General features: G+C 57.2%; 23 protein-coding genes. 11 read left to right on the forward strand and 12 right to left on the reverse strand.

Translation table 11 applies throughout. From position 1 onward, the window contains the following. Nucleotides 1–29 precede the first annotated feature (29 nt). Both GKQ23_RS08820 and GKQ23_RS08825 read right to left on the reverse strand, forming a co-directional pair. Nucleotides 30–1,154 carry an S-(hydroxymethyl)glutathione dehydrogenase/class III alcohol dehydrogenase gene (locus tag GKQ23_RS08820; protein ID WP_056233385.1) on the reverse strand — a complete coding sequence of 375 codons (1,125 nt, stop codon included), beginning with the start codon at nucleotides 1,152–1,154 and terminating at the stop codon, nucleotides 30–32. An 84-nt stretch (nucleotides 1,155–1,238) separates the two neighbouring features. Beyond that, a complete protein-coding gene (locus GKQ23_RS08825) occupies nucleotides 1,239–2,117 on the reverse strand; it encodes a LysR family transcriptional regulator (protein ID WP_056233382.1) in 879 nt (292 codons plus the stop codon). A gap of 103 nt (nucleotides 2,118–2,220) precedes the next feature. Here GKQ23_RS08825 and GKQ23_RS08830 point away from each other — a divergent pair, with 103 nt between their 5' ends. The 3 genes from GKQ23_RS08830 to yeiB all read left to right on the forward strand — a co-directional run bounded on the left by GKQ23_RS08830 (nucleotide 2,221) and on the right by yeiB (nucleotide 5,338). Then, nucleotides 2,221–3,354 (forward strand): YbfB/YjiJ family MFS transporter, encoded by a 1,134-nt coding sequence (locus tag GKQ23_RS08830; RefSeq protein ID WP_056233380.1) that lies wholly within the window; start codon nucleotides 2,221–2,223, stop codon nucleotides 3,352–3,354. Between the two features lie 125 nt (nucleotides 3,355–3,479). Further along, complete coding sequence (gene folE, locus GKQ23_RS08835) at nucleotides 3,480–4,145, forward strand: GTP cyclohydrolase I FolE (RefSeq protein WP_056233378.1); 666 nt, start codon at nucleotides 3,480–3,482, stop codon at nucleotides 4,143–4,145. A 53-nt stretch (nucleotides 4,146–4,198) separates the two neighbouring features. Continuing rightward, the gene (yeiB, locus tag GKQ23_RS08840) at nucleotides 4,199–5,338 is read left to right on the forward strand and encodes a DUF418 domain-containing protein YeiB (RefSeq protein WP_056233377.1); all 1,140 of its coding nucleotides are present in this window, start codon (nucleotides 4,199–4,201) and stop codon (nucleotides 5,336–5,338) included. A gap of 24 nt (nucleotides 5,339–5,362) precedes the next feature. Here the strand turns inward: yeiB and GKQ23_RS08845 are convergent, their stop codons facing one another. Next, nucleotides 5,363–5,563, reverse strand: coding sequence for a hypothetical protein (locus tag GKQ23_RS08845; protein ID WP_146005499.1), 201 nt, complete (start codon nucleotides 5,561–5,563; stop codon nucleotides 5,363–5,365). A gap of 910 nt (nucleotides 5,564–6,473) precedes the next feature. On the opposite strand from GKQ23_RS08845, the gene GKQ23_RS08850 reads away from it, so the two are divergent. From GKQ23_RS08850 to GKQ23_RS08880, 7 genes are all read left to right on the forward strand, one after another. Next, nucleotides 6,474–7,679 (forward strand): diguanylate phosphodiesterase, encoded by a 1,206-nt coding sequence (locus tag GKQ23_RS08850; RefSeq protein WP_212410366.1) that lies wholly within the window; start codon nucleotides 6,474–6,476, stop codon nucleotides 7,677–7,679. A 556-nt stretch (nucleotides 7,680–8,235) separates the two neighbouring features. Continuing rightward, nucleotides 8,236–8,817 carry a hypothetical protein gene (locus GKQ23_RS08855; protein ID WP_212410368.1) on the forward strand — a complete coding sequence of 194 codons (582 nt, stop codon included), beginning with the start codon at nucleotides 8,236–8,238 and terminating at the stop codon, nucleotides 8,815–8,817. Between the two features lie 231 nt (nucleotides 8,818–9,048). Then, nucleotides 9,049–10,089: an HTH-type transcriptional regulator GalS gene (galS, locus tag GKQ23_RS08860; RefSeq protein ID WP_056233356.1), complete on the forward strand. Its 1,041-nt coding sequence runs from the start codon at nucleotides 9,049–9,051 to the stop codon at nucleotides 10,087–10,089. A 235-nt stretch (nucleotides 10,090–10,324) separates the two neighbouring features. Beyond that, complete coding sequence (mglB, locus tag GKQ23_RS08865) at nucleotides 10,325–11,320, forward strand: galactose/glucose ABC transporter substrate-binding protein MglB (protein WP_056233354.1); 996 nt, start codon at nucleotides 10,325–10,327, stop codon at nucleotides 11,318–11,320. A gap of 86 nt (nucleotides 11,321–11,406) precedes the next feature. Continuing rightward, the gene (gene mglA / locus GKQ23_RS08870) at nucleotides 11,407–12,927 is read left to right on the forward strand and encodes a galactose/methyl galactoside ABC transporter ATP-binding protein MglA (RefSeq protein WP_056233352.1); all 1,521 of its coding nucleotides are present in this window, start codon (nucleotides 11,407–11,409) and stop codon (nucleotides 12,925–12,927) included. 19 nt (nucleotides 12,928–12,946) lie between these two features. After that, complete coding sequence (mglC, locus tag GKQ23_RS08875; protein WP_056233350.1) at nucleotides 12,947–13,957, forward strand: galactose/methyl galactoside ABC transporter permease MglC; 1,011 nt, start codon at nucleotides 12,947–12,949, stop codon at nucleotides 13,955–13,957. Nucleotides 13,958–14,177: 220 nt separating this feature from the next. After that, nucleotides 14,178–14,522, forward strand: a complete 345-nt coding sequence (locus tag GKQ23_RS08880; protein WP_212410369.1) for a colicin E1 family microcin immunity protein — start codon at nucleotides 14,178–14,180, stop codon at nucleotides 14,520–14,522. A gap of 4 nt (nucleotides 14,523–14,526) precedes the next feature. Here GKQ23_RS08880 and GKQ23_RS08885 read toward each other — a convergent pair whose 3' ends face one another. The 7 genes from GKQ23_RS08885 to metG all read right to left on the reverse strand — a co-directional run bounded on the left by GKQ23_RS08885 (nucleotide 14,527) and on the right by metG (nucleotide 23,965). Continuing rightward, nucleotides 14,527–15,852, reverse strand: coding sequence for a colicin-like pore-forming protein (locus GKQ23_RS08885; RefSeq protein ID WP_212410371.1), 1,326 nt, complete (start codon nucleotides 15,850–15,852; stop codon nucleotides 14,527–14,529). Between the two features lie 433 nt (nucleotides 15,853–16,285). Next, nucleotides 16,286–16,999, reverse strand: coding sequence for an outer membrane permeability protein SanA (gene sanA, locus GKQ23_RS08890; RefSeq protein ID WP_212410373.1), 714 nt, complete (start codon nucleotides 16,997–16,999; stop codon nucleotides 16,286–16,288). Between the two features lie 302 nt (nucleotides 17,000–17,301). Continuing rightward, complete coding sequence (locus GKQ23_RS08895) at nucleotides 17,302–18,999, reverse strand: NAD-dependent malic enzyme (RefSeq protein WP_056233346.1); 1,698 nt, start codon at nucleotides 18,997–18,999, stop codon at nucleotides 17,302–17,304. 124 nt (nucleotides 19,000–19,123) lie between these two features. After that, nucleotides 19,124–20,014, reverse strand: coding sequence for a cytidine deaminase (gene cdd, locus GKQ23_RS08900; protein WP_212410375.1), 891 nt, complete (start codon nucleotides 20,012–20,014; stop codon nucleotides 19,124–19,126). A gap of 399 nt (nucleotides 20,015–20,413) precedes the next feature. Continuing rightward, nucleotides 20,414–21,115 carry a CidB/LrgB family autolysis modulator gene (locus GKQ23_RS08905; protein WP_212411703.1) on the reverse strand — a complete coding sequence of 234 codons (702 nt, stop codon included), beginning with the start codon at nucleotides 21,113–21,115 and terminating at the stop codon, nucleotides 20,414–20,416. Next, entirely contained in the window at nucleotides 21,108–21,488 is a 381-nt protein-coding gene (locus tag GKQ23_RS08910; protein ID WP_212410377.1) for a CidA/LrgA family protein, read from the reverse strand. Before GKQ23_RS08910 ends, GKQ23_RS08905 begins: the two co-directional genes overlap by 8 nt. A 443-nt stretch (nucleotides 21,489–21,931) precedes the next feature. Further along, a complete protein-coding gene (gene metG / locus GKQ23_RS08915) occupies nucleotides 21,932–23,965 on the reverse strand; it encodes a methionine--tRNA ligase (protein ID WP_212410384.1) in 2,034 nt (677 codons plus the stop codon). Between the two features lie 180 nt (nucleotides 23,966–24,145). On the opposite strand from metG, the gene apbC reads away from it, so the two are divergent. Then, nucleotides 24,146–25,258 carry an iron-sulfur cluster carrier protein ApbC gene (gene apbC / locus GKQ23_RS08920; protein WP_212410386.1) on the forward strand — a complete coding sequence of 371 codons (1,113 nt, stop codon included), beginning with the start codon at nucleotides 24,146–24,148 and terminating at the stop codon, nucleotides 25,256–25,258. A 50-nt stretch (nucleotides 25,259–25,308) separates the two neighbouring features. On the opposite strand, the gene GKQ23_RS08925 is transcribed toward apbC, so the two are convergent. Further along, the gene (locus GKQ23_RS08925) at nucleotides 25,309–25,557 is read right to left on the reverse strand and encodes a hypothetical protein (RefSeq protein WP_056233334.1); all 249 of its coding nucleotides are present in this window, start codon (nucleotides 25,555–25,557) and stop codon (nucleotides 25,309–25,311) included. A 58-nt stretch (nucleotides 25,558–25,615) separates the two neighbouring features. Further along, nucleotides 25,616–26,038, reverse strand: a complete 423-nt coding sequence (locus tag GKQ23_RS08930) for a GNAT family N-acetyltransferase (protein WP_056233332.1) — start codon at nucleotides 26,036–26,038, stop codon at nucleotides 25,616–25,618. Nucleotides 26,039–26,194 lie beyond the last annotated feature (156 nt).

The following is a 26,194-nucleotide window of genomic DNA, read 5'->3' on the forward strand; positions in this document are numbered from 1 at the left end:
AGCACCTTCTGTTTAGGCAAAATTTCTAATCATTTATCGAAATGAATCACCGTACGGATCGATTTGCCTTCGTGCATAAGATCGAACGCTTCGTTGATCTGCTCCAGCGGCAGGGTGTGGGTGATAAAGTCGTTAAGCTGGAAGTCGCCGTCCATATAGCGCTGGACGATGCCCGGCAGCTCGGTACGGCCCTTCACGCCGCCGAAGGCGGAACCGCGCCACACGCGGCCGGTGACCAGCTGGAACGGACGGGTGGCGATCTCTTCACCGGCACCGGCAACGCCGATAATCACCGATTCGCCCCAGCCCTTGTGGCAGCACTCCAGCGCCGCACGCATCACGTTAACGTTACCGATGCACTCGAAGGAGAAGTCAACGCCGCCGTCGGTCATCTCAACGATCACCTCCTGGATTGGCTTATCGAAATCTTTCGGGTTGATCAGGTCGGTCGCACCCAGCTTACGCGCCAGGTCAAACTTACTGGTGTTCAGATCGATGCCGATGATCCGGCCAGCCTTCGCCATTTTCGCGCCGATAATCGCCGACAGGCCGATACCGCCGAGGCCGAAGATTGCCACGGTATCGCCTTCTTTCACTTTGGCGGTGTTCAGCACCGCGCCCATGCCGGTGGTGACGCCACAGCCGAGCAGGCACACTTCTTCCAGCGGCGCTTCTTTACTGATTTTCGCCAGCGAGATCTCCGGTACCACGGTGTACTCAGAGAAGGTGGAGGTGCCCATATAGTGGAAGATCGGCTGGCCGTCTTTAAAGAAGCGGGTGGTGCCGTCCGGCATCAGGCCCTTGCCCTGGGTGGTTCGGATCGCCTGGCACAGGTTGGTTTTACCGGACAGGCAGAACTTACACTGGCGACACTCCGGGGTGTACAGCGGGATCACGTGATCGCCCACCGCCACGCTGGTGACGCCTTCGCCGACCGCTTCAACAATACCGCCGCCCTCGTGGCCGAGTACCGCCGGGAACACGCCCTCCGGATCTTTGCCGGAGAGGGTGTAGGCGTCGGTATGGCAGACGCCGGTGGCGGTGATGCGCACCAGCACTTCGCCCTTCTGCGGTGGCATCAGATCCAGTTCTTCAATCTTCAGGGGTTCGCCGGCTGCCCAGGCAACGGCCGCACGCGTTTTAATCATCTGCATTTCTTGCTCCTGTGGTCGCCTCACGCCGGGGTGCGGTCGTGGGCGGTGGGGTATAGATTCAGTCTGGCTATCGGAAAAAATCCATTAAGCGCTCGACTTCTCATCAAACTGCTCAATAATCAGGTACTTTAGCGCTTTCACATTGGGGGTGAAGGCATCACGCCGCCACACCAGCCAGGTGGCGGTATCGCGCAGCTCCGCCGGTAACGGGTGCTGACGCACCCGCTGGTGGCCGGGCAGCAGCGCCAGCACCGACGCCGGCAGCATCGCCAGCCCGGCACCGCTGGCGACGCAGGCCAGCATCGCGTGGTAAGAGGAGATTTCCATGACCGCGCCGTGTTGCACACCGGCTTCGCGATACCAGTTTTCAAAACGGCTGCGATAGGAACAGCTGTTGCGAAAGGTAAACAGCGTTGCGGCGGCGGCGTCGGCTGGCTGGCCGATCGGCGGATGATCCAGGCTGCTGATCAACAGCATCTGCTCAGGAAACGCCACGCAGCTGTTGAGGTCGTCGCCGCTAACCGGGCCATCGGCCAGCGCGGCGGCCAGCGTACCGGCGCGCACCCGATCGATAATCTCGCCGGAGGTGCCGGTGGTCAGCGCCAGCGTCACCGCCGGATAGCGCTGGTGAAAGGCGGCCAGCAGCTCCGGCAGGCGGCTGGCGGCGGTGCTCTCCATCGAGCCGAGGGCAAAATGACCGGCCGGTTCGCCGCTGTGGGTCATCGCCAGCGCCTCTTCACTCAGCGCCAGAATGCGCTGCGCATAACAGAGAAAATTATGGCCGACCGGTGACAGCCGCAGCCGCTGCTTTTCGCGGATAAACAGATCGCTGCCCAGCTCCTCTTCCAGCTGGCGCAGGCGGGTGGTGAGGTTCGACGGCACGCGGTTCAGCTGCTCCGCGGCGCGTACCACCGAGCCGCTTTCCGCTACCGCGCAGAACATTTTTAGCTGGGTCAGATCCATGTATTCTCTATTTGTAAGTAACTTGTTTTTAATTATTCACTTTTCGTGAGTATATCCGGCGGATACGCTACAGGCAACCGTTAAAAGAGTAAGGAACATCATCATGGCTGTACGCGTGGCGCTAAGCGCCTTTCTGGCGCTGGTGGTAGCAATGGGCATCGGCCGCTTTGCCTTTACCCCGCAGGTCCCTTTAATGATAGCTGAACATCAGCTGACGCTGACCAGCGCCGCGGTGGTGGCGGCGCTTAACTATCTTGGCTACCTGTGCGGTTCATTTGACGCTATGCGCGCCCGGCGGCAGGTGGAGTGGCGGCTGCAGGCCGGCGTGTGGGGCGGGGTGGCACTGACGCTGCTCTCAGGTGCGGTGGAAGGGCCGTGGCTGCACGGACTGCTGCGCTTTGTTATCGGCTGGGCCAGCGGCTGGGCGATGGTGCTGGTGGCGGCGTGGAGCAATGAGGTGTTGCACCGTTATCAGCGCCCTGGGCTCAGCGCCCTGGTGTTTGCCGGGCCGGGTACCGGCATTTTCCTCAGCGGCCTGCTGGCGGTATGGCTGCACGGTAAGGCAGCCAGCGCGGCCTGGGCCTGGCTGGCCTATGGGGTGCTGGCGCTGCTGCTGGTGGTGAGCATCGCCCGTTCGTTGCCCCGGCGCGGCGATCTGCACCGGCCGCAGAGCGTGCCGGAGCCGCTGGTGCTGACGCCGGGGCTGAAGCGGCTGGTGCTGAGCTACAGCCTGGCGGGCTTCGGCTATATTCTGCCGGCCACCTTTCTGTCGCAGATGGCCAGCGAACGCTTTCCTGGCATCGTCTCTCAGTTTGTCTGGCCGGTGTTTGGCGGCGCAGCGGTGCTGGGGATCCTGCTCGGCATTCTTACCCGCCGCGTGGGGCAGAGCAACCGGCGGCTGGCGGTGATCCTCTGGCTGCAGGGGGCGGGGGTGCTGGCCAGCGACCGGCTGCCGGGCCTGGCCGGGCTGCTGGTGGGGGCGCTGCTGGTGGGCGGCGGCTTCCTCTGCGTGGTGCAGCTCTCGCTGCAGTATGGCCGTGAACTGGCGCCGGAGCACAGCCGCTATATGGCCGGCCTGCTGACCACCGGCTATGCCATCGGCCAGCTCGCCGGGCCGCTGCTGTCGGCGATCGCTACCGCGTTGACCGGGCAGCTGGCCCCGGCGCTGTACGTGGCCGCCGCCGCACTGCTGCTGGCAGGTATACTGGTCTGGCGGCGCGCTGGCGGCGTCAGTTGACACTGTTTTATCACTGACAGGGTTGATTCACTGGATTACGCGGCCAATGTGTACCAGAATACCGCCTCAGAATTCCCGGCCGGGCGCGCGATGCCCGGCTTTTACCTGCCGGAGAAGAAAAGCACATGGCGACGTTGAGTCAGGAAGCCACACTTGTTCACGAGGCGCTGCTCGCCCGTGGTCTGGAAACCCCGTTACGTGCGCCAGCACGTGAAATGGATGATGAAACCCGCCGCGGGCTGATCGCCGGCCATATGACCGAGATTATGCAGCTGCTGAACCTCGATCTGACCGATGACAGCCTGATGGAAACGCCGAAACGTATCGCAAAAATGTACGTTAACGAGGTGTTTTCCGGCCTGGACTACGCCAACTTCCCGAAAATCACCCTGATCGAAAACAAGATGAAGGTTGATGAGATGGTGACGGTGCGCGACATTACGCTGACCAGCACCTGCGAGCACCACTTTGTGATTATCGACGGTAAGGCCACGGTGGCCTATATCCCGAAAGACAAAGTGATTGGCCTGTCGAAGATTAACCGCATCGTGCAGTTCTTCTCCTCGCGCCCGCAGGTGCAGGAGCGTCTGACCCAGCAGATCCTGCTGGCGCTGCAGACCCTGCTCGGCACCAACAACGTCGCCGTTTCTATTGACGCGGTGCACTACTGCGTGAAGGCGCGCGGCATCCGCGATGCCACCAGCGCCACGACCACTACCTCGCTGGGCGGCCTGTTTAAGTCCAGCCAGAACACCCGTCAGGAGTTCCTGCGCGCGGTGCGCCACAGCTAATTAGCCTTACCCGGCGGGGCGCCCGGAGCGCTCCGCCTGACGGAACCTCCATCATGCCCCGCATCGTAACCCTCGACTTTATCCGTGGCATTGCCATCCTTGGCATTCTGCTGATGAACATTATCGCCTTTGCGCTGCCGAAAGCCGCTTACGTCAATCCGGCCTGGCAGGGGATGCCCACAGTCGGTGAGTTTCTGGTCTGGGCGGCGCAGGATCTGCTGGCGCAGGCCAAATTTCTCACCCTGTTTGCCATGCTGTTCGGTGCCGGCCTGCAGCTGCTGCTGCCGCGCGGCGGGCGCTGGCTGCAGTCACGCCTTATCTGGCTGTGCGTGTTGGGTCTGCTGCACGGGCTGCTGCTGTGGGAGGGGGATATTCTGCTGGCCTACGGGCTGACCGGCCTGCTGGTGTGGCGGATGATCCGCGATGTGGCGACGCCTCGTCAGCTGATTAACACCGGCCTGCTGCTGTATCTGGTTGGCAGCGGAGTGCTGGTGGTGCTGGGTATGGGGGCCGGTTCACAGCCGGGTAGCGGCTGGCTGCCGGGGGCGGCAGCGGTTCAGTACGAAACCTTCTGGCGCACCCACGGCGGCAGCGAGGCGCTGCTGAACCGGCTGGATATGGTCGGTGATGCGCTGATCGCGCTGGCGGTACAGTACGTCTGGCAGCTGGCGGGATTGATGATGATCGGCGCTGCGCTGATGCGTAACGGCTGGTTGCAGGGGCACTTCGACACGGCCCACTACCGCCGCACCGGCTGGCGACTGGTGGCGGCCGGGATGGCGATTGAGCTGCCGTCAATCGTACTGCAGTACCTGACCGGCTGGGATTTCCGCTGGAGCGGTTTTTTCCTGCAGGTGCCGCGTGAGATCGGCGCCCCGCTGCAGTCGCTGGGCTACGCCGCGCTGTGCTTCGGCTACTGGCCGGCCCTGCCGGAGCGTTTAACCGCGGCGGTTAGCCGGGTAGGCCGCATGGCGCTCTCCAGCTACCTGCTGCAGACGCTGATTTGTACCACGCTGTTTAACAGTCTGGGGTGGTTTAACCAGTTCAGCCGCGCGCAGCTGCTGCTGATGGTGCCGGCAATCTGGGCAGTCAATCTGCTGTTCTCGTGGCTGTGGCTTAAGCGGTTCCGGCAGGGGCCGCTGGAGTGGCTGTGGCGTTGGCTGACGCAGCGCTGCGGCGGCAGCGTCCGCTGAGGCGATCAAACGGCGGGAAGAGGGCTAGGTAAAGTATTCTCCCAGCAGGCTGCGTGCCCGGATGCAGACGCGTTGCCGCCGGGAGTCGGTGGTCTGGCCGCCAAGAAGGGTCAGCGTGGCGATCAGGCTGAGCCGGGTCACCGGCTGCCCGGCTTTGATGATGGTCGTTACCGCCGCGCCCATCACGGCGCGGAGTTCATCTGTTTCGCTTAAACCTGTCGACATATTATCCCTCGCCTGGCCGCTGCGTTTTGTTGTTTAACTGAGCAATCAAATTTATTTCTCACAGGCAGGACAAAAGCCGCCGGAGTTTGCGTGTATTCCATCATGCACAGAAAAGAACAATAAAGAACAGTAAATAGCATAATTATTTATCACAGGGGTTTGTACAGCTGAAAACATATCTGTACAATACATTTTTAACTGTATAATTTGGCGCTGGTTTTTTAGCTGTAACGGGTGTAAATAATTTCATCCGCTGCAAAGGTGATTTAGAAGAGCACTGATTATCATTTCTGATAATTTTCATTCTTTCTGACCGTTATCTTCGGAATATCGTTTTTATCGGCAATCAGTTTGCAACCACTCCTTTTTTTTTGACGGGAGTGAAAAGGAGGTGGTGCGGGTGAAACCTCAGGGTTAATGTGGGCCCGAACAGCGTTATTGGTTGATTATTATTCAAATCTCATCATTGTGAACAGAGACACGCCCCTGGCCGTACGCAACTCCTGCGGCAAAGTGTGACGCGGCGTCATTCGCCAAAAAAAATTTTCTCAGCTTAATCACCCGGTAGCCGGCACTGCGCGACTTCCGAAATATCTTAAAACCCACCTCATTTCAGTTAGCAAAAACGATCGTTTAGGTGATTAGCGTGTGTTGTTTTGCCTAATCACCTCAAAACAGATCAACTTTGCAGCACTCAGGTTAATGTTTTTTACTCCTTTGCAGGGTGATATCCGACCGTTAAAATTAATAACGCGGTTGTTAATGAGTAAAACAGAGGCGCGGGGGCTATCGCTGTTACATAACAGAGACTTTCAAGTCGTCCATTTTCATGCAAATATTTATTAACCGTTTCATTTTACGCGTCTGATTTTTAATATCAGCGCCCCCGATAACCCAACCGGAGCAGCCGATGCTGACCACCATTCTTTACCGTAGTCATCTCGCTGAGCATGTGCCGGTAAAAACTCTGCCCAGCCTGGTGAGTAAGGCCAGCGCGTTTAACGCGCACCACCAGGTCACCGGTATCCTGCTGTTTAACGGTACGCACTTTTTTCAGCTGCTGGAAGGGCCTCGCGAAGGTGTACAGGCCGTTTACCAGCGCATTTGTGCCGATCAAAAGCACCATAACCTGGTGGAGCTGATGCGCGACTATGCCCCTCTCCGGCGCTTCGGTAACGCCGGGATGGAACTGTTCGACCTGCGCGACTATGACAAGTCAGAGGTGCTGCAGGCGGTGCTGGATAAAGGCACCACGCGCTATCAGCTGACCTATAACGATCGCGCGCTGCAGTTCCTGCGCACCTTCGTTGAGTCGCGTGAAAAAGAGAATTATTACGAGGTGTTACCGGGTGAATACTGGGAGTTTGTCGCCGGGCCAGCGGCCGTCCGCGACGCTGCGCCGGCCACCCATGACGCCGGCCACCCGCCGGTGCTGTTTCAGCCGATCGTCGATCCGCTGGCGCGGGAGGTTAACGCCGTGGACGGTGAACTGGCGGGCGTGTGCCTGAGCGCAAATGATGCCGCGCAGTCGCCGGACGCCACCGCCGATCTTCAGCGCCTGCAGGATATTCTGGCGGCCTGGAGCGATCGCCGCGATAACAAAACCCTGCTTAACGTCAGCCTGGCCGCGCACACGCTGGCGACGGTGCCTGCGGTGGCGTCGGTGATTGCCCGTCAGGTCAGGGAGGCCGGGCTGGTGCCGGAACAGGTCGTGATCAGCCTCGATGAGAAAATGCTGCCTGCTGACGTTAGCGCGCTGATGTCCGGCGTAATCGCGTTGAAAACTGCCGGTATCAGCTTGTGTATCAACAACTTCGGTGCCGGTGCGGCGGGGCTGTCTTTGCTGACGCGCATTCAGCCGGAACGCTTGAAGATCGATGCCAGCATCATCCGTGACATTCACCGCAGCGGGCCTAAGCAGGCGGTGGTGCAGGCGATTATCCGCTGCTGCTCGGCAATGGAAATTGTCGCGGTCGCTGCCGGTATTACCCAGGCGGAAGAGTGGATGTGGCTGGAGGCGGCAGGGGTGATCAATTTCCAGGGTGAACTGTTTGCCGGGTTTGGTCCGGCCGATGCGGCGCACGTTGCCTGGCCGGAATACCGGGATGTGATTTAAACCATCACTCTTCTGCCCCCGAAAAATCAGGCCGGAGACGTCCGGCTGGAAAAATGGGTTTTTTTAGCTATATTTAATAATGCGATGAGCTGAAAAAGAGAGTATTAACAATATGTTTAATTATCACTCCTGGGGGTATTACAGGAAAAATTTACAGCCTGCGGTGCGCGTAAGATATCTGCTCAGCTTCATGTATAGGAATTTTCGTAATGCGAAAAATTCTCTGATGAGTATAATTTGTTCTGACTGTGGAATTTCGCTACTGAAGTTTCAGGTTCCGCCACAAGATATCCCAGCCAGATGACTTTTTGATACAGTCTCAATTAGTGTTTAATTTTTTTTCAAAATCAACTTGATAAGACGATATTGCGATACTAACTATTATCCGTATCTTCGGTTGTCCGTCGGTTACCGTCAGCCTGTGGTGTGACCTTAACCCTGATTAATAGCGCAGTCGCAATACAAGTGAGAGCGTAGTCCAAGTCGTTACTCTGTGAAGTGCGCCTTTGCAGGGCTAACTATTCCTAAAGTCTGAGGGAGGTGCCCAGTACGGTTTATGACTGATTCCGAAAAATCGTTTCGAAGATCGGCTTTACAGAACAAGATTATCAAAGTTCTTATGGAGATGAAGCGCGGGGGAATCGCAGCAACGCAGCTGAAATCGATCATTTCCTGGCTGAAAGAACGTGAGGGCGAGAAAACGTTCGATTCAAACGTTCGCCGGTCGATATTCAGATTGAAAGAGGCAGGGCTGCTGCAGTTTACCGTCAGCAATGGTACGCCTTTCGATATCAGCCTGACCGAGCAGGGTTACCTGCAGGGGCTGAATATTTCGCAAAAGGTGACCCTGGCGCACGATGCGTTTAAATCTTCTACGCTGTGTATTTCGCTCCCCGTACGTTTGGGGACGGTGCTGGCGACGGATAAGGAGGTAAAGATTGATACACACACCTATTCTGTCAGCCGGGCTGATTTTGTTATCCGCAACGATGGCAAAACCTGTCTGCAGCTGAGTAATAAGCAGGGCGAGGTCAAACTGATTGACGGCCCACCGCTGGTCATCGCCCGTTGGTATAAACAGGTGCTTGAGGCGGGGGTTGCCGGCGGTGTACAGATCAACGAAGGCAAGCCGGGCTGATTAATGACCGACCCTCGCCAGTAATACAGAGAAGGCGGCTACCACGGTGTGGGTAGCCGCCGTTTTTATATGCGGACCATGATCCCGATCACAAAGTTGTTACAGGTCGATGTAACCGTTTTCAAGGCTGTGACCTGTTTCACGCAGCGGTGCGCTCAGGGCTGACACAATACGCGGTAACAGCGTCTGGTCAGGAACGGCTATGCAAACTTTCAACGCAGGTATCCGCCTGTGATTACCATCCGCGATGTGGCCCGCGAAGCCGGGGTATCGGTGGCCACCGTTTCGCGCGTGCTTAACAACAGTGCGGCGGTCACCGTCGACACCCGCGAGGCGGTGCTCAGAATCGTCGAACGCCTTGGCTACCGGCCCAACGCCAACGCCCAGGCGCTGGCCAGCCAGGTCAGCGATACCATCGGCGTGGTAGTGATGGACGTCTCGGACCCCTTCTTTGGCGCGCTGGTGAAAGCGGTGGATACCGTCGCCCAGCGTATGCAGAAACACGTGCTGATCAACAACTCCTATCATCAGGCCGATAAAGAGCGCCACGCGATTGAGGTGCTGATTCGTCAGCGCTGTAACGCGCTGATCGTGCACGCAAAAGCCCTGGGCGATGACGAACTGGCCTCGCTGATGCAGCAGGTGCCGGGGATGGTGCTGGTCAACCGGGTGATCCCCGGATTTGCCCACCGCTGCGTCTGCCTCGATAACGTCAGCGGCGCGCTGATGGCGATGCGCATGCTGCAGCAGCATGGCCACCAGCGCATCGGTTATCTCGGGTCGATGCATCCGATCGAGGATGACGACCAGCGGCACGCCGGCTGGGCGCAGGCGCTGGGCGAGCAGGGCGTAACGCCGCAGGAGAGCTGGTGCGCCAGCGGCGAGCCGGATCTGCAGGGTGGTGAAGCGGCGATGGTCGAACTGCTCGGTCGCAACCAGCAGCTGACGGCGGTGTTCGCCTATAACGACAGCATGGCCGCCGGTGCGCTGGCGGCGCTGAAGGACAACGGCATTGCGGTGCCGCAGCAGGTTTCGGTGGTCGGTTTCGACGATATTCCCATTTCCCGTTACACCGATCCCCAGCTCAGCTCGGTACGCTATCCGATTGTTTCTATGGCGAAACTTGCCACCGAACTGGCGCTGAAGGGCGCGGCCGGCGTGCTTGACGCCAGCGCTCAGCACTGCTTTATGCCGACGCTGGTGCGTCGCCATTCGGTCGCCATCCGGCAAAATGTGGCGGCCGTCACTTTACCGCGCGATTCAGCGGTGTAACCGTTTTCAATTTGTGAGTAAATTCACAGAACTATTACAACGCCTTCACTATGATGGCAGCGTTACCACACAGCCAGCAGGAAGTCTTCCGCACACGGACGTCGGGTTTTGTCAGCAATCGTCGGCCGGTGTAACGCACCGCAAAGGTGTAACACCGCCAGTTAATTGACCGTGACGTGCCGCCCACCGCTGCATTTCACGTTGAGTACTACCCTACAATAAAACCGGAGATAGCATGAATAAGAAGGTATTCACACTTACCGCACTGGTTGCGAGCATGATGTTTGGCGCGACGGCTCAGGCTGCAGATACCCGTATCGGCGTAACCATTTATAAGTACGACGACAACTTTATGTCGATGGTGCGCAAAGACATTGAGAAAGAAGCGAAAAACAGCCCGGACGTACAGCTGTTAATGAATGACTCACAGAACAGCCAGTCTACCCAGAACGACCAGGTTGACGTGCTGGTGGCGAAAGGCGTGAAGGCGCTGGCGATTAACCTGGTTGACCCGGCTGCCGCCGCGGTGGTAATCAGCAAAGCCAAAGCCAACGATATCCCGGTAGTGTTCTTTAACAAAGAGCCCTCTGCTAAGGCGCTGGCCAGCTACGACAAAGCTTACTACGTCGGTACCGACTCAAAAGAGTCCGGCATCAAGCAGGGCGAGCTGATTGAGAAGCACTGGAAAGCCAACCCGAACTGGGATCTGAACAAAGATGGCCAGGTGCAGTTCGTTCTGCTGAAAGGTGAACCGGGCCACCCGGATGCCGAAGCGCGTACCAAATACGTGATCGACACCCTGAACAAAGACGGCCTGAAAACCCAGCAGCTGCATATGGATACCGCGATGTGGGATACCGCACAGGCGAAAGACAAAGTTGACGCCTGGCTGTCTGGCCCGAACGGTAACAAAATTGAAGTGATTATCGCCAACAACGATGCGATGGCGATGGGTGCGGTTGAAGCGCTGAAGGCGCACAACAAATCCAGCATCCCGGTATTTGGCGTCGATGCGCTGCCGGAAGCCCTGGCGCTGATTAAGTCTGGCGCAATGGCCGGTACCGTGCTGAACGACGCCGACAACCAGGCGAAAGCCACCTTCGATATGGCGAAAAACCTGGCGGCCGGTAAGCCAGCCACCGAAGGCACCAACTACAAGCTGGACGGTAAAGTAGTCCGCGTTGCTTATGTACCGGTAGATAAAGACAACCTGTCTCAGTTCGCTAAATAAGCGTCCTCTGTTCCGGGGTGAATCGCCCCGGAACAGACGTTGAGTCAGGGTGACCTGACTTTACACTCTTTCAGCCAGGTAGAATTATGGGCAGTGATAACGTGAAAGCAGAGCGTGAGTTTTTGCTGGAGATGACCGGCGTCAGCAAGTCATTCCCCGGTGTGAAAGCGCTGGATAATGTCAATTTAAAAGTCCGCCCGCACTCCATTCATGCCCTGATGGGTGAGAACGGGGCCGGGAAGTCGACCTTATTAAAATGCCTGTTTGGCATTTACAGTAAAGATGCGGGGAGCATTCTTTTTCAGGGGCAGGAAGTTAATTACAAAAGTTCCAAAGAGGCGCTGGAAAACGGCGTATCGATGGTGCATCAGGAATTAAACCTGGTTCTGCAACGTACCGTGATGGATAACATGTGGCTGGGCCGTTATCCGAAAAAAGGCCTGTTTGTCGATCACGACAAAATGTATCGCGACACTAAAGCGATCTTCGACGAACTGGATATCGATATCGATCCGCGCGACAAGGTAATTAACCTGTCGGTGTCGCAGATGCAGATGATCGAAATCGCCAAGGCGTTCTCCTATAATGCGAAAATCGTCATTATGGATGAACCAACCTCGTCGCTGACCGAGAAAGAAGTTAACCACCTGTTTACCATTATCCGTAAACTGAAAGATCGCGGCTGCGGCATTATCTATATCTCGCACAAGATGGAAGAGATCTTCCAGCTGTGTGATGAAATCACCATTCTGCGCGACGGCCAGTGGATTGCCACCCAGCCGCTGGAAGGGCTGGATATGGATAAGATCATCGCCATGATGGTGGGCCGTTCGCTGAACCAGCGCTTCCCGGACAAACACAACGTGCCGGGCGAAACCATCCTTGAGGTGCGTAACCTGACCTCGCTGCGCCAGCCGTCGATCCGCGATATCTCCTTTGACCTGCGTCAGGGTGAGATCCTCGGCATTGCCGGGCTGGTGGGGGCCAAACGTACCGACATCGTGGAAACGCTGTTCGGCATTCGTGAAAAATCGGGCGGCACCATTAAGCTGCACGGCAAGGCGATCAATAACCACAGCGCCAACGAAGCGATTAACCACGGCTTTGCGCTGGTGACCGAAGAGCGTCGCTCGACCGGCATCTACGCCTACCTGGATATTGGCTTTAATTCGCTGATCTCAAATATCCGCCAGTATAAAAACAAAATCGGCCTGCTGGATAACAGCCGCATGAAAAGCGACACCCAGTGGGTGATTGATTCAATGCGGGTGAAAACGCCGGGGCACCATACCTCGATCGGTTCGCTTTCAGGCGGTAACCAGCAGAAGGTGATTATCGGCCGCTGGCTGCTGACCCAGCCGGAAATTCTGATGCTGGATGAACCGACGCGCGGCATTGACGTCGGTGCTAAGTTTGAAATTTACCAGCTGATCGCCGAGCTGGCGAAGAAAAATAAGGGAATCATTATTATCTCGTCAGAGATGCCCGAATTACTGGGGATCACCGACCGGATACTGGTAATGAGTAATGGCCTGGTTGCGGGCATTGTCGAAACGAAAACTACCACGCAAAACGAAATCTTGCGTCTGGCATCGTTGCACCTCTAATGATGTAAGGGCTGTTACTATGAACGCTGTTAATAAGAAAAATGCGCTGACCTTTTTAAAAGAGGGCGGGATTTATGTGGTGCTGCTGGTATTGCTGGCGATCATCATTATCCAGGACCCGACGTTCTTAAGCTTAATGAACCTGAGTAACATTCTGACCCAGTCCTCGGTGCGCGTGATTATCGCACTCGGCGTGGCCGGGCTGATCGTTACCCAGGGTACCGACCTGTCGGCCGGCCGTCAGGTCGGGCTGGCGGCAGTGGTGGCGGCCACGCTGTTACAGGCGATGGACAACGCTAACAAGGTGTTCCCGACGCTGGAAACCATGCCGATTGCGCTGGTGATCCTGATCGTCTGTTCGATCGGCGCGCTGATTGGCCTGGTCAACGGCGTGATTATCGCTTACCTGAAGGTGACGCCGTTTATCACCACGCTGGGCACCATGATTATCGTTTACGGCATCAACTCGCTGTACTTCGACTTCGTCGGTGCGTCACCGGTGGCCGGTTTTGACGAGAAGTTCTCCACCTTTACTCAGGGCTTCCTGCGCATCGGCGACTTCAAACTCTCGTACATCACCTTCTACGCGATTATCGCCATCCTGCTGGTGTGGGTGCTGTGGACCAAAACCCGCTTCGGTAAGAACATCTTCGCCATCGGCGGTAACCCGGAAGCGGCGAAAGTCTCGGGCGTTAACGTGCCGTTCAACCTGATTCTGGTTTATGCGCTCTCCGGCGTGTTCTACGCCTTCGGCGGGATGCTGGAAGCGGGGCGCATCGGTTCCGCCACCAACAACCTTGGCTTTATGTACGAGCTGGATGCGATCGCGGCCTGCGTGGTGGGCGGCGTCTCCTTCGCCGGCGGCGTGGGCACCGTGGCCGGGGTGGTAACCGGGGTAATCATCTTTACGGTGATCAACTACGGCCTGACCTATATCGGCGTCAACCCGTACTGGCAGTACATCATCAAGGGCGGCATCATCATCTTCGCGGTGGCGCTGGACTCGCTGAAGTACGCGCGTAAGAAGTAATCTCTGCACCATCAGCACAAGGGCCGCTTATCGCGGCCCTTTTTTTTGCCGGCAGTTTACTGCATCAGGCTGTCGCAGCGGAGGGCGGATGGCGGCCAGTGAAGCGGGCGGGGATTGGCACCAGCGGGCCGAGGAAGCGCCATAAAAGGTAATTTTTTATATTATTTTAAAAATATACTTTTGGTTTTATATGGTTTTATATGGTTTTTTTGAGGTGCTTATGAAACTAAGGAGTTATTTCATCAGGCTAATTTGGGGGTGTATACCGGCGTTGCTTGTTTCTCAAGACTGGGTGAGAGACAGAGGATGTCAAAAAATAACGGTGATGTTGTTATTCTCTATTATCAGTGGCTTACTCTATCCTTTTTCTGATCTTGTGATGAAAAAAATAGGATTAAAATTTGCAAAGAAAGAATTTTGGGAAAAGGATTTTTTCACAAGCGCTACAGGAGGCAGTTTACAAGCTATTTTGTTTGTTTTTTGTTTTTTATTCGCTATACCATTAAGTACAGGATATGCTCTTTTCACCGCAATCAAACACCTGACCAGGAAAGGTCAGGTGTGAAATTTTATAATCCAATTAAATTATTCATTTTTTCGACCAGTTTATCATCAACGAGTGCACCTATCAATGTCATTATTAATGCAAAACCAAGAATACCTAGTGGAGCACCTGCGATGAGGCTAAAGGCAAACGCAGTTAATGCAGTTGCAGCACGCCCGGCTGCCAGAGATTCAAGTTTGACAAAAAAAGGACGCCAGACCCCAGTTTCAATAGATTTTTTTAGCTCCATAGCAACGTCGTAGACATCAACAGTATTGCCAATGTATTTGAAAGCAGTGCTGAATATAGAGAATTTTTTTGCAAGTTCGACCCGGTCAATTGACTCCAACGCTTTGGTAATCGCTTCACGATCTTTTGTGCTAAATTTTTTATTTATAACATCCTTGTATTTATCAAATGCGTTGAGAGCTTCATCAACGTTTCTAATTTTTTTCCCGTTAACGCTGATGGCTAATTCTTCAGCGGCTCTGGCTGCACGATCTCCGAGTTTTTCAGCTAACTCCTTATAAAAACTCGCAGTCAATTTTATTGCTTTTTCGTAAGGGGCATTGTCATCGCTACTTGTTACTGTGTTTTCTTCCGTGGGTTTCTTTAAAGATGTTTTCATTTCACCAAGCACTGATTCTTTTTTTATTAGATCGTCACGAATTACTTTTACCCGATCCAGGTAAGTCACTAAATTGTTTTTAGCTACCATCTCTTCACGAATTTTTGATAAATAAATCGAATCCCAAAATTTAACCACATGACGATAAACAGGGTTAACACTGAATGCAAAATCGAACTCGGAGGGTCGTTTTTTTTTGAAGTTGGCTAACTGGACGTCCTTCCGGTTAATAAATTCATCAAATGCTTTATCTGATGCTATTTCCTTTATTTTAATTTCTTTTTCTGTTTCAATTTTGAGAGTGATGTTTTTTTCCAGAGCATTTATAGCTTCTTCCAGTTCATAAGATTTATTTTTCACATCGGGTTGTTCGATAATGTCGGATTTTCTTAATGATGCCAGCATGACCCTGGCGTTCTCCAGAGTGGCCTCTGCATTTTCTGGATAATCTTTTTTTGCTTTTACAATCAGTTCATTGACTTTAGATTGTGCATCCCTGATTTTTGCCAAACTATAATGACCTAATTTGTTAGGGTCATAGTTTTTGATCGGGCCTATTCCGTGTGACATGGGGGGAAGACCCGGCACACCGACATAAATTGGATGACTTGACCCTATGCCCTCGTTAGAGTTAGAGCCCAATGGGCCGCCGGTTATAGTGATGATTGGACTGCCTTCGGCTGTGTAAGGCACGCCATCTTTGTAATATGCAGGTGTTGCCATGATATCCACCTCGTAAAATGCTATTGAACGATTACATCTGGTCAGGATGTGTGATCATAGAAGGGCTTTTACCGGTATAATCAATCTTTGCTCAGAAACCACATATACATTGCAAAGATCACTTTGCAGTTTTCGCCCTTATTGATTTCATGGTTATATCATTATTATCTCTAAGTTTGCCATTTCTGGCTTTTTTAATGTTCGTCAGCTGACATTTTTTAATTTTGGCACCATTAATCAAAAAAAAGTTCACGTCTTTGCCCTCAGCAACTGAAAATGGCTGGCTTCTGGGAAACTTACAATCATTGAAAACGGCAGGGGGGCGCGAGCGGGTTTGCTTCAGAATACGTTGACTGTGTTCTCAATCTGATTTGCCCATCCATATCAGTCAGGGCTTGAGCATCAGTCCGGGGCAGCCATCACTGGCTCCCTTTTACTTCCGCTGCTGAATTCCCAGCAACTGCTCCGGGGTAACCGCCGGATAGCTCTGGGCGTCTTCGGCGACTTCGTGGCGGGCGGGAATTGGCACCAGCGGGCCGAGGAAGCGCGGTTCGCGCTTCATAATATAGAGATCGGCCAGCGCGCCGAGACGCGCACCGACTTCGCGCAGGCGCACGGTAAGCATGTTTTTCGGCGACGGCACCGCGTAGCACTGCGCCTGGATGCCGCTGTGCAGGGCGATAAACAGCGCGCGTTCACAGTGGAAACGCTGGGTGATGATGATGAAGTCGTTGGTATCGAACACCTTGCGGGTGCGCACGATCGAGTCGAGGGTGCGGAAGCCGGCAAAGTCCATCACGATATCGGCCGGATCGACCCCGGCGGCGATCAGGTCGCGGCGCATGGTCATCGGCTCGTTGTAGCTCTGCTGGGCGTTATCGCCGCTGAGCAGCAGATAGTTAACCTTGCCGCTGTTATAGGCGTTCAGCGCGCCCTGCATGCGGAACAGGTAGTATTCATTGGGGACGCCGGTGCGGTAGTACTTGGCGGTGCCAAGCACCACGCCGACCTGGCGGTGCGGCAGCGACTTCAGGTCGTCATAGACGTAGGGGGCGGTTTTCCAGCTGATCCAGCGATCGAGTCCAAGCGCGGTCAGACCCGTCAGTCCCACGACGATAATCAGACCATAAAACAGGCGTTTCAGCATTCGGCTCGGTACCCGGTTCAGCAAGTGCAAGGTGGTTCAAGGCTACTTGAGGCGGCGGGGTGACGCAAGTCAACGCGTGCCGGTTGGCGGGATTTCAGACAAAAGGAGGGACAAAGGGTTGTCTGCCGGCCCAGGTTAACGATGAGGCAGCGGCTAGCTGGCGTGCCGCTGGACAAAACATCAGCATCAGCAGGTAGCGGGTGTATGGAGCAGGAGCAGGTATCGCGTGCGGGAAGCTGGCAGGAGAGTGGCAGGTGCAGCGGTAACAGCGTCAGGGCCGCAGCCCTGACGCTTTACGCCGATCAGATCGATGTACGACGATAGTTACGGTACTGCGGCAGCCAGAAGTTGGCGGCGATGGCTTTCGACAGCACGTCTTCCGACGTCACTACCGCGACGCCGGCCAGCTGCGCCGCTTTGGCCACCGCCATGGCGATCACCTTCGACACGCCCTGAATATCCTTCACTTCCGGCAGCACCGGGCCTTCGCCGTCGTTGGCCAGCGGCGAGCAGTCGGCCAGCGCGCGGCTGGCGGCCATCAGCATGCTGTCGGTGACGCGGGTGGCGCCGGAGGCGATCACACCCAGACCGATGCCAGGGAAAATATAGGAGTTGTTACACTGGGCGATCGGGTAGGTTTTATCCTTCCAGGTGACCGGGGCAAACGGGCTGCCGGTGGCGACCAGCGCCTGGCCGTCGGTCCACGCCATAATATCCTGCGGGGTGGCTTCCACGCGCGAGGTCGGGTTAGACAGCGGCATGATGATCGGGCGCGCGCAGTGTTTGTGCATCTCGCGCACGATCTCTTCGCTGAACAGCCCCGGCTGGCCGGAAACGCCGATCATAATGCTCGGACGGGCGTTACGCACCACGTCGAGCAGCGACAGCGAGTCGCTCTGGCTGTCCCAGCCGGCCAGTTTGTCACTCTTCTGCACCAGGCGGCTCTGGAAGTTCAGCAGGTTCGGCAGCTTGTCGGTCAGCAGGCCGAAACGATCCACCATAAATACGCGGCCGCGCGCTTCGTCATCGCTCAGCCCTTCGGACTTCATCTGCGCGATAATCTGCTCGGCGATGCCGCAGCCGGCGGAACCGGCCCCGAGGAACACCACGTTCTGTTCGCTCAGTTTGTTGCCCGCCGCGCGGCTGGCCGCCAGCAGGGTGCCGAGGGTGACGGAAGCGGTGCCCTGAATATCGTCGTTAAAGCAGCACACCTCATCACGGTAGCGCTCCAGCAGCGGCATGGCGTTCTTCTGCGCGAAGTCTTCAAACTGCAGCAGCACGTTCGGCCAGCGGCTCTTCACCGCCTGGATAAAGTCGTTAACGAAGTTATCGTACTCTTCGCCGGTGATGCGCGGGTGGCGCCAGCCCATATACAGCGGATCGTTCAGCAGCTGCTGGTTGTTGGTGCCGACGTCCAGCACCACCGGCAGGGTGTAGGCCGGGCTGATGCCGCCGCAGGCGGTGTACAGCGACAGCTTACCGATCGGAATGCCCATACCGCCGATGCCCTGGTCGCCGAGGCCGAGGATGCGCTCGCCGTCGGTGACCACGATCACTTTCACATTCTGCTTGGTGGCGTTCTGCAGCATGTCTTCGATGTTTTCACGGTTCGGATAGGAGATAAACAGGCCGCGCGCGCGGCGGTAGATCTCAGAGAAGTGCTCACAGGCCGCGCCGACGGTCGGGGTGTAGATAATCGGCATCATCTCTTCCAGATGATTGTCCAGCAGGCGGTAGAACAGGGTTTCGTTGGTGTCCTGAATGTTACGCAGGTAGACGTGCTTATCGTTATTGTTCTTGAAATCCTGGTACTGGCGGTAGGCGCGGGCCGCCTGCTCTTCGATGCTCTCAACGGTTTCCGGCAGCAGGCCGCGCAGGTTAAAGTCGTGGCGCTCTTCGGTGGTGAAGGCGCTACCCTTATTCAGCAGCGGGAATTCCAGCAGGATTGGGCCGGCGTAAGGGATATAGAGGGGGCGTTTACTTTCGTACTCGAGTTCCATGCAATCATTACTCAGTGGGGATTGGGGATGTGGCGCCAATCCTAGAATAAATCGCCTGAAAGTACAGCTTTTGTTAACACGCAATAACAAAAGCTGCGATTATCCTCGAATATTAGAAAAATTCTTACAGATCGCCCAGCGATAAGCGGCTGAAATGTTGACAGCCGAGCGCGGCCAGGGTGGCGGCGGTGGCAGACGACTGATCGAGTTGCGCATCACCGGCCTGCGCCAGCACGCCACGGCGGATCTGGTCGAAGCTGCGGCCGCTGAGGTTAAGCAGGTTCAGCGCCCCCTGCAGCGGCGGCAGGCTCGGGTTAAAGGCGGCGTTCTCGGCGTAGCGGCCGGCAAAGATCGCACCGTCGTCGGTTTCCAGCGCCACGCCGCTCCAGGCTCCGCTGTACGGCGCGTGGCTGCGGTTCGCGGCGGCCAGCGCCGCCTGCTCCAGCGCGTCGCCGCGCGGCTGCACGCCGTGATCGACCTCATCCATCAGCAGGGTGGCGATCTCCAGATCGCGCGGGCCGAACGAATCCGGCAGATAGTGGCCAAGCGTGGCGGCGGCGCGCCCCGGCAGCTCAACGATCAGATCGCTGCCGCTGTTCAGCTCGTTCATAAACTGACGACAGTGGCCGCAGGGGGTGTAGTTAACGGTGATCGCCGCCAGCCCGCGCTCGCCGCGCAGCCAGGCGTGGGTCACCGCGCTCTGCTCGGCGTGCACCGTCTGCTGCATGGTGGCCCCGGCGAACTCCAGGTTGGCACCGAACCACAGCGTGCCGCTGACCCCGCGGGCGATGGCACCCACCATAAAGTTCGACAGCGGCGCAACCGCGCAGGCGGCGGCCAGCGGCAGCAGCGCAAACGCCAGCTGGCTGTCGTCCAGGCCGCTGGCCTGCTTCAGCGCGGCGGCGTCGGCTGCGCTGATTGAACCGGCAAAGTCGTCTGCGTCAAGCAGCGGCTGAATGGCCTGCTGCAGCGCCGCGGGCAGGGTGGCAAAAGCGGACTGGAAACGTGGGTGCATACGGAACCTCATAAACGGAGTACTGGCCCATCCTAATGGGCCGGCAGCCTGTTATATGTGATTCATGTCACGCTGACAATGTAATAGATGAAAGATATGTGAGAAATGCGAGACTTATCGCAAGTTTTAGACCATTTACTGCCCCAGCGGGCAGCGGGCAGCGGGCAGCGGGCAGCGGGCAGCGGGTAACGATTAGCGAGTAGGGGGCACGGGGCACGGGCGGCAGGTTGAGGACAACAGCGACGGGCAAGGTGCAGCGGGCAGCAGGCAGCGGGAATAGAATATCGGGCACCTGGTAACGGGTAACAGGTAACAGGTAACAGGTAACAGGTAACAGGGAAACAGAGAAATTCTGCTCCCGAGCCACTGGGGGCACGGGAGCAGGGGAGAGTGCCGCTGTCAGCCCAGCCAGTGCAGCAGCAGCGGGAACAGAAACGGCGCGGTCAGCGAGGTGATAATGGCGCACAGCACCAGCGCCAGCGAGCTGAACGCGCCCTCCTGCGCATCCAGCTCCACCGCGCGCGCGGTGCCGATAGCGTGCGAGGCGTTACCGATCGCCAGCCCGCGCGCCGCCTTATGCTTCACCCGCAGCAGGTTCAGCAGCATATGGCCAAACACCGCGCCGGAGACGCCGGCGATCAGCACGCAGATAGCGCTGATCGCCGGAATTCCGCCCTGCGAAGCGGAAACCGCCATGGCGATCGGCGTGGTCACCGACTTCGGCATCAGGGTGGCGGCGATCTGCGGCGTCGCGCCCAGCCACAGCGCAATCGCGGTGCCGGAGACCATCGCCGTCAGGCTGCCGATGAAGCAGACGCTGATAATCGACTTCCAGCGCGCGCGGATCTGATGGATCTGCTCATACAGCGGCAGCGCCAGCGCCACCACCGCCGGCTGCAGCAGGTTATTCAGCAGCGCGCTGCCGGCGAAGTAGCGCGCGTAGGGCAGCTGCAGCACCAGCAGCAGCGGAATAATCACCGCCATGGCGACCAGCAGCGGATTCAGCAGCGACAGCTTCGCCTTCGCCGCCAGCCAGCGCGCCGCCAGAAACACGCCAACGGTCAGCGGCAGCGCCCACCAGAAATCACCGAAATCAGACATCATCCCCCTCCTTACGCTGCAGACGCTCAGACAGCAGCCCCACCGTAACCAGCACGATCAGCGTACTCACCAGGCAGGAGACCACGATTGGCGCAAACTGCGCGCTGAGAATATCGACGTCGTTCATAATCCCGACGCTGATCGGCACAAACAGCAGCGCCATATAGCGAATAATCAGCTGGCAGCCGGGCCGCACCCACTCCACCGGCAGCAGCTGCGTCGCCAGCAGGGTAAACAACAGCAGCATGCCGATAATACTGCCGGGAATGGCAACGGGAAGCAGGGTCGAGATGCCGCGCCCGGCAATCAGGCACAGGTAAATCGCCAGAAACGAGCGGCAATAGCGGAACACAATAAGAAGAACGCGGGACATAAACCACTCCGGAATTCAGAGCGTTAAGCATACGACGATTGCCAGCCCACTGCCAGCAGCAGCGAACACGTGTTCTGCATTCAGACGACATGCAATGTATAGCGAAGGGAGTCAAACAACATGAAGACAACGCAACAGGTAAAGCGAAGCAGTCAAACAAGAAGCTAAAGACAACGCAGAAGGTAAAGCGAAGGGAATCTGAAGACAACACAGAACGTAAAGCGAAGGGAATCTGACAGCAATCTGAAGACAACACAGAACGTAAAGCGAAGGGAGCCCGTACACGGAGTAAAGCATCACGGGCCAGGGAAGGCCCGTGCTGAGCTGTCATGGATGACGTTTTTTGCGTCTTTACGGAGTGTACGGGCTCCCTGAGCCGGAGCCCGCATTAACAGACGACTAGCCATCGTAACCGCATTTACAGACAACTAACGCAAACCAGCTTACTTAACCTGCTGCCCCGGCTGCGCGCCGCTGTCCGGGCTGAGCAGGAAGATATCCTTGCCGCCAGGACCCGCCGCCATCACCATCCCTTCCGACACGCCGAAACGCATCTTGCGCGGCGCAAGGTTGGCGACCATCACCGTCAGGCGGCCGACCAGCACCGCCGGATCGTTATAGGCAGCGCGGATGCCGGAGAACACCTGACGGGTCTCACCGCCGAGATCCAGCGTCAGCTTCAGCAGCTTATCTGAACCCTCGACCAGCTCGGCGTTCTGGATCAGCGCAATACGCATATCCACCTTAGCGAAATCGTCAAAGCTGATGGTCTCCTGAATCGGATCGTCCGCCAGCGGACCGGTCAGCGCCGGCTTGGCCGCCGCCGCCGCATCTTCCTTCGACGCTTCGATCAGGCCGTTAACCTTATCCAGCTCGATACGGCCATACAGCGCCTTAAACGGGGCGATGGTATGGCTCAGCAGCGGCTGCTGAATACCGTCCCAGCTCAGCTCCTGATTCAGGAAGGCTTCGGTACGTTCGCTCAGCGTTGGCAGCACCGGCTTCAGCCAGGTCATCAGCACGCGGAACAGGTTAATGCCCATCGAGCAGATCGCCTGCAAATCGGCGTCGCGGCCTTCCTGCTTCGCCACCACCCACGGCGCCTGCTCGTCAACGTAGCGGTTAGCCACGTCGGCCAGCGCCATAATCTCGCGCACGGCGCGGCCGAACTCGCGGCTGGCCCAGGCCTCACCAATGCTGGCGGACGCATCGGTAAAGGTCTTATACAGCGCCGGATCGGCCAGCTCGGCGGACAGCTGGCCGTTAAAGCGTTTGGTGATAAAGCCGGCGTTGCGCGAGGCGAGGTTAACCACCTTGTTAACGATATCGGCGTTAACGCGCTGCACGAAGTCTTCCAGGTTCAGGTCGATATCGTCAATGCGTGACGACAGCTTGGCGGCATAGTAATAGCGCAGGCTGTCCGCATCCAGGTGCTGCAGCCAGGTGCTGGCCTTGATAAAGGTGCCGCGCGACTTGGACATCTTCGCCCCGTTCACCGTCACGTAGCCGTGCACGAACAGGTTGGTCGGCTTGCGGAAGTTGCTGCCTTCCAGCATCGCCGGCCAGAACAGGCTGTGGAAGTAGACGATATCCTTGCCGATAAAGTGATACAGCTCGGCGTCGGAGTCTTTCTTCCAGAAGGCGTCGAAATCGATATCGCCGCGCTTATCGCACAGGTTCTTAAACGAGCCCATGTAGCCGATTGGCGCATCCAGCCAGACGTAGAAGTACTTGCCCGGCGCACCCGGGATCTCAAAGCCGAAGTACGGCGCATCGCGGGAGATATCCCACTGCTGCAGGCCAGACTCAAACCACTCCTGCATCTTGTTCGCCACCTGCTCCTGCAGCGCGCCGGAACGGGTCCACGCCTGCAGCATGGCGCTGAACTCCGGCAGATCGAAGAAGAAGTGCTCAGAATCGCGCAGCTCCGGGGTTGCGCCTGACACCACCGACTTCGGATCGATCAGCTCGGTCGGGCTGTAGGTGGCGCTGCACACTTCGCAGTTATCGCCGTACTGGTCCGGGGCTTTACATTTCGGGCAGGTGCCTTTCACGAAACGGTCCGGCAGGAACATGCCTTTCTCCGGATCGTACAGCTGCGAAATGGTGCGGTTCTTAATAAAACCGTTCTCCTTCAGGCGGGTGTAGATCAGCTCGGACAGCTCGCGGTTCTCGTCGCTGTGCGTCGAGTGGTAGTTGTCATAGCTGATATTGAACCCGGCAAAATCGGTCTGATGCTCCTGACTCATTTCAGCGATCATCTGCTCCGGGGAGATACCGAGCTGCTGGGCTTTCAGCATGATCGGCGTGCCGTGTGCGTCGTCGGCACAGATGAAATAAACCTGATTGCCGCGCATTCGCTGGTAACGAACCCAAATATCCGCCTGGATATGCTCGAGCATGTGGCCGAGGTGAATGGAGCCGTTTGCGTACGGCAGTGCGCACGTTACCAATATTTTTTTCGCGACTTGAGTCATAGTAAGACTTGCTATACCTGTTGAAAAAGGGGTTTACATGCTAACCGAAAGCGCCGCCCTGCGGCAACTAAGGCCGACGCAACAGAAGATTTTTCAGCACCCTGAGCGCCGGGCCAGGCGGGATCTGGTATGCTTACCGACAGTTATGGGCAATTTTACAACAGTCAACAAGGAGCCGGGATGACCCTTCACTCCCCGGGGCACCACACCCCCGAAGCGCTGCGTGCCGTGGTGGTGGGCGTGCTGACCACATTTGAACATCCAACCCTGCAGCGCAACCTCACCGCGCTGAAAGCGCTGCGCCACTGCGCACTGCTGGATAACACCCTGCACCTGGAACTGAGCATGCCGTTTGTCTGGCAGAGCACGTTTGAACAGCTGAAAGAACAGCTCAGCGCCGAACTGCTGCGCCAGACCGGGGCGGCCGCCATCAGCTGGCGCTTAACGCTGGACGTGGCCACGCTGCAGCGGGTAAAAAACCGCCCCGGCGTTAACGGCGTCAAAAACATCATCGCCGTCAGCTCCGGCAAGGGCGGGGTGGGCAAATCGACTACCGCCGTCAACCTGGCGCTGGCGCTGGCCGCCGAAGGGGCGAAGGTCGGCCTGCTGGACGCCGACATCTATGGTCCGTCGATCCCCGACATGCTCGGCACCGATGACCAGCGCCCCAGCTCGCCGGACGGCACCCATATGGCGCCGATTATGGCGCACGGGCTGGCCACCAACTCAATCGGTTACCTGGTCACCGACGATAACGCCACGGTATGGCGCGGGCCGATGGCCAGCAAGGCGCTGATACAGCTGCTGAACGAGACCCTGTGGCCGGAGCTGGACTACCTGGTGCTGGATATGCCGCCGGGCACCGGCGACATTCAGCTGACGCTGGCGCAGAACGTACCGGTGACCGGCGCGCTGGTGGTCACCACGCCGCAGGACATCGCGCTGATTGACGCTAAAAAAGGCATCGTGATGTTTGAGAAGGTCAACGTGCCGGTGCTGGGCATCGTGGAGAACATGAGCACGCACATCTGCAGCCAGTGCGGCCACGAAGAGACGATCTTCGGCAGCGGCGGCGCGGAGCGGCTGGCGGAGCAGTATCACACCCGCCTGCTGGCACAGCTGCCGCTGCATATCAGCCTGCGCGAAGACCTCGACCTCGGCGAACCGACGGTGGTGCGCCGCCCGGACAGCGAGTTTACCGCGCTGTACCGCGAACTGGCAGGCCGGGTGGCCGCGCAGCTCTACTGGCAGGGCGACGTCATCCCGCAGGACATTGCCTTCCGCGCCGTATAACCGGCCGGTCGATGCCAGGGCACGCCCCTGGCATCTGACCCCACGGCCGGTCAGGCCAGCCGCACCAGCCGCTGTTCAAAGCCATCCAGCATGCGGTAATCGAAATCGATCTTACCCGCCTCAAACAGCTCGTTAATCACCGTAAAGTTATTGTCCGGCGTGACGTTGCAGCGGTGGTTCAGCTCGGTGTCCTGCAGGGTAAAGGCCCGATCGTTGCGGGCGATGGTGTGCAGATACTGCAGCATCAGCCAGGCTTTCTGGCTGATGCCGGCCTGCTCATAAAGAGGGCGGTGGCTCATCGGGGGTAAAGGTTTCCGTAAAAAATTCAGTTCAGTGGTCAGCAGGGCAGGGGGGCTGCTACAGGCTGTAGTGCATTAACAGGTACTCGCCCTGATCGCTCTCACCCTGCGCCACCACCCGCCAGCCGTGCTTCTTATAGAAGCTCTGCGCCTGCAGATTCTCCGCCAGGCACTTCAGCGCCCCGGTCGAGGTAAACCGCTGCTGCACCGCCTGTAACAGCGCGCTGCCGGCACCGCTGCCCTGGTGGGCCGGATCGATAAACAGGCTGTGCAGGAAGTTATCGTTCTCAAGCAGGGCGGCAAAACCCAGCCGCTCGCCGTCTTCTTCCGCGACCAGCACCGTTTCACCCAGCGTAATACGGTCAAAATCCTCCAGCTGCCACTCGCTGTCGTCCAGCCAGGTCCAGTTAGCCTTGCGTGAAGCGAGGAACAGCGTACGCAAAAACGGCCGGTCGGCTTCGGTAAACGGGCGGATGATCATGGGTAAAACTCCTGCAGCAAAACGCCATCTGGCAACGTCACAGAGTTTATCGCAAAACATTAAATAATAATCAGAATAAACTAAATAACGCGGTTAAATACCCGTTTCAGGGTTTTTCTGCCTGGCTTTTGACTTTACGTGGCAGTTTATGTCGTT

This window comes from Erwinia sp. E602, assembly GCF_018141005.1.
GTDB lineage: Bacteria > Pseudomonadota > Gammaproteobacteria > Enterobacterales > Enterobacteriaceae > Erwinia.

Excerpts from the sequence above, each read along its gene's own strand:
- GKQ23_RS08820 (WP_056233385.1), bottom strand. The coding sequence starts at position 1,154 with ATGCAGATGATTAAAACGCGTGCGGCCGTTGCCTGGGCAGCCGGCGAA.
- GKQ23_RS08825 (WP_056233382.1), bottom strand. The coding sequence starts at position 2,117 with ATGGATCTGACCCAGCTAAAAATGTTCTGCGCGGTAGCGGAAAGCGGC.
- GKQ23_RS08830 (WP_056233380.1), top strand. The coding sequence starts at position 2,221 with ATGGCTGTACGCGTGGCGCTAAGCGCCTTTCTGGCGCTGGTGGTAGCA.
- folE (WP_056233378.1), top strand. The coding sequence starts at position 3,480 with ATGGCGACGTTGAGTCAGGAAGCCACACTTGTTCACGAGGCGCTGCTC.
- yeiB (WP_056233377.1), top strand. The coding sequence starts at position 4,199 with ATGCCCCGCATCGTAACCCTCGACTTTATCCGTGGCATTGCCATCCTT.
- GKQ23_RS08845 (WP_146005499.1), bottom strand. The coding sequence starts at position 5,563 with ATGTCGACAGGTTTAAGCGAAACAGATGAACTCCGCGCCGTGATGGGC.
- GKQ23_RS08850 (WP_212410366.1), top strand. The coding sequence starts at position 6,474 with ATGCTGACCACCATTCTTTACCGTAGTCATCTCGCTGAGCATGTGCCG.
- GKQ23_RS08855 (WP_212410368.1), top strand. The coding sequence starts at position 8,236 with ATGACTGATTCCGAAAAATCGTTTCGAAGATCGGCTTTACAGAACAAG.
- mglB (WP_056233354.1), top strand. The coding sequence starts at position 10,325 with ATGAATAAGAAGGTATTCACACTTACCGCACTGGTTGCGAGCATGATG.
- mglA (WP_056233352.1), top strand. The coding sequence starts at position 11,407 with ATGGGCAGTGATAACGTGAAAGCAGAGCGTGAGTTTTTGCTGGAGATG.
- mglC (WP_056233350.1), top strand. The coding sequence starts at position 12,947 with ATGAACGCTGTTAATAAGAAAAATGCGCTGACCTTTTTAAAAGAGGGC.
- GKQ23_RS08880 (WP_212410369.1), top strand. The coding sequence starts at position 14,178 with ATGAAACTAAGGAGTTATTTCATCAGGCTAATTTGGGGGTGTATACCG.
- GKQ23_RS08885 (WP_212410371.1), bottom strand. The coding sequence starts at position 15,852 with ATGGCAACACCTGCATATTACAAAGATGGCGTGCCTTACACAGCCGAA.
- sanA (WP_212410373.1), bottom strand. The coding sequence starts at position 16,999 with ATGCTGAAACGCCTGTTTTATGGTCTGATTATCGTCGTGGGACTGACG.
- GKQ23_RS08895 (WP_056233346.1), bottom strand. The coding sequence starts at position 18,999 with ATGGAACTCGAGTACGAAAGTAAACGCCCCCTCTATATCCCTTACGCC.
- cdd (WP_212410375.1), bottom strand. The coding sequence starts at position 20,014 with ATGCACCCACGTTTCCAGTCCGCTTTTGCCACCCTGCCCGCGGCGCTG.
- GKQ23_RS08905 (WP_212411703.1), bottom strand. The coding sequence starts at position 21,115 with ATGTCTGATTTCGGTGATTTCTGGTGGGCGCTGCCGCTGACCGTTGGC.
- GKQ23_RS08910 (WP_212410377.1), bottom strand. The coding sequence starts at position 21,488 with ATGTCCCGCGTTCTTCTTATTGTGTTCCGCTATTGCCGCTCGTTTCTG.
- metG (WP_212410384.1), bottom strand. The coding sequence starts at position 23,965 with ATGACTCAAGTCGCGAAAAAAATATTGGTAACGTGCGCACTGCCGTAC.
- apbC (WP_212410386.1), top strand. The coding sequence starts at position 24,146 with ATGACCCTTCACTCCCCGGGGCACCACACCCCCGAAGCGCTGCGTGCC.
- GKQ23_RS08925 (WP_056233334.1), bottom strand. The coding sequence starts at position 25,557 with ATGAGCCACCGCCCTCTTTATGAGCAGGCCGGCATCAGCCAGAAAGCC.
- GKQ23_RS08930 (WP_056233332.1), bottom strand. The coding sequence starts at position 26,038 with ATGATCATCCGCCCGTTTACCGAAGCCGACCGGCCGTTTTTGCGTACG.